Raw genomic sequence first — 1,715 nt, 5'->3', positions numbered from 1 at the left:
GGGGGGGGGGGGGTCCTCTCCGTCCGGGCCGGAAGCGGCCTGCAGCCCTCCGCATCCGAATTAGAATCGACGGTGCGCTGCCACCCCTGGCGCATCCGCTTCGGCGTCCCGACCCCGGCCGCCCGTTCCCCCGAGGACCGCACCATGTCCGAGCCCGTCACCGTCTCCATCCGCCGCGAAGTCGACCCCGGACGCATCACCGAGGCGACCGCCTGGGTGCAGACGGGCGTGAACCTCGCGACGAAGTACCCGGGCTTCCTCGGCTCCGGCTGGGTGCGCGCCGGCGAGGATTCGCAGGTGTGGCACATGCTGTACCGCTTCGCGAGCGAGGATTCGCTCACCTCGTGGGAGCAGTCGGCGGAGCGGGCGTGGTGGCTGTCGATGGGCCAAGGCTTCGTGCGCAGCGAGCGCTCCAAGCGGCGGACCGGGATCGAGGGCTGGTTCGATGAGCCGACCACCGGCACCATCACGCTCCCGTCCGTCGACGGAACCACCGAGACGGTCACGGTCGCCCCAGCTCCTCCCCGCTGGAAGCAGGCGACCTCGATCTGGCTGGGGTTCTTCCCCGTGAACCTCGCCTTCACCTACGCGATGAGTCCGATCCCGGGGTGGAACGAGCTGCCGATCTGGCTGCGCGTGCTCGTCACCACTCTCGTGCTGACGCCGATCATGGCGTACTGGGTGCTCCCGTTCGTCACCCGCTCGCTGCGGAGCTGGCTCACCCGCTGATGGCCGTCCCCGCGTCGAAGGACGAGCTGCTCACCGCGATCCGGACGGAGTATGCCCGCCTGCGCGCCGACCTCGATCGGGTGCCGACGGAGTCCGCCCGAGAACCCGTGCTGTCCGGTCACGTCAAGAGCACGATGATGAGCCCGGCGGATCTTCTCGCGTACTTGATCGGCTGGAACGAGCAGGTGCTCACCTGGCACGACCGTCGCGCCGCCGGGCTCCCCGACGAGATGCCGGCGGCCGGTTTCGGCTGGAATGACCTCGGCGCCTTGGCTCAGCGCTTCTACCGCGACCACGAGGGCGCGTCCTGGGCGGATCTGCGGGCACGCCTCGACGACGCGGAGCAGCGGATCGAAGCGCTCGTCCTGGCCCGATCGGACGCGGAGCTCTACGGCGCACCGTGGTATCGCACCTGGACGATGGGGCGCATGATCTCGCTCAACACCTCATCGCCCTACCGGAACGCCCGCGGCCGCATCCGCCGCTGGCTCCGGACGCTCTGAGCGCGGGCTCAGGTCCCCTTCCCCGGCGAGCCCCCCTCGATAACCACGCCGGCCAGGTTTCCGACCGCGAACACGATGAAGTACTGCGATGCCGAGGCCGGCGGGGTGTCGTAGAAGTTCTCGAGCACGAAGGGCGCGAGCGCGCTACGGCGCTGGCTATGCTCCTTGCTGAAGCGCACCGCGCGCTGACCGGATGGAGGGTGGAATCATGAAGAAATCGACCAAGTTGGCATCGTTCGCCGCCGGGCTCGCCGTCGTGGCGGGGGCCACGCTGGGGGCTGCTCCGGCGTACGCGGAGAACATGTGGGGATACTCCTCGCAGAACCGCACGGCCTGCATCTCGGCGACGGGAGCACAGATGGTAGCCATTGCGAAGGCCGGTTACCGGGTCACCAGCTATTCTCCGTGCGTCAAGAGCTTCAACCGCGGCACCTGGTACACGACGACCATCCGTTACTGACGGTCGACGAGACGAGAGAACGC

At 68.8% G+C, this 1,715-nt stretch carries 4 protein-coding genes; 3 read left to right on the top strand and 1 reads right to left on the bottom strand.

Annotated features, from left to right (window positions below; all coding sequences use genetic code 11):
* Positions 1 to 144 precede the first annotated feature (144 nt).
* Entirely contained in the window at positions 145 to 729 is a 585-nt protein-coding gene (locus ACNPM4_RS03560) for an antibiotic biosynthesis monooxygenase (protein WP_448984718.1), read from the top strand.
* Positions 729 to 1,232, top strand: a complete 504-nt coding sequence (locus tag ACNPM4_RS03555; protein WP_448984717.1) for a ClbS/DfsB family four-helix bundle protein — start codon at positions 729 to 731, stop codon at positions 1,230 to 1,232. The genes ACNPM4_RS03560 and ACNPM4_RS03555 overlap by 1 nt, the downstream gene beginning before the upstream one ends.
* Before the next feature lie 8 nt (positions 1,233 to 1,240).
* Here ACNPM4_RS03555 and ACNPM4_RS03550 read toward each other — a convergent pair whose 3' ends face one another.
* The gene (locus ACNPM4_RS03550; RefSeq protein WP_448984716.1) at positions 1,241 to 1,411 is read right to left on the bottom strand and encodes a hypothetical protein; all 171 of its coding nucleotides are present in this window, start codon (positions 1,409 to 1,411) and stop codon (positions 1,241 to 1,243) included.
* Between the two features lie 29 nt (positions 1,412 to 1,440).
* Here ACNPM4_RS03550 and ACNPM4_RS03545 point away from each other — a divergent pair, with 29 nt between their 5' ends.
* Complete coding sequence (locus tag ACNPM4_RS03545; RefSeq protein ID WP_091031458.1) at positions 1,441 to 1,692, top strand: hypothetical protein; 252 nt, start codon at positions 1,441 to 1,443, stop codon at positions 1,690 to 1,692.
* The last annotated feature ends 23 nt before the right edge of the window (positions 1,693 to 1,715 follow it).

This window comes from Microbacterium umsixpiens, from assembly GCF_053543675.1.
Note: the sequence above shows the minus strand (reverse complement) of the source record. Positions and strands in the feature narration are given on the sequence as shown.

Coding starts and splice junctions, on each gene's coding strand:
- ACNPM4_RS03545 (WP_091031458.1), top strand. CDS start 1,441: ATGAAGAAATCGACCAAGTTGGCATCGTTCGCCGCCGGGCTCGCCGTC.
- ACNPM4_RS03560 (WP_448984718.1), top strand. CDS start 145: ATGTCCGAGCCCGTCACCGTCTCCATCCGCCGCGAAGTCGACCCCGGA.
- ACNPM4_RS03555 (WP_448984717.1), top strand. CDS start 729: ATGGCCGTCCCCGCGTCGAAGGACGAGCTGCTCACCGCGATCCGGACG.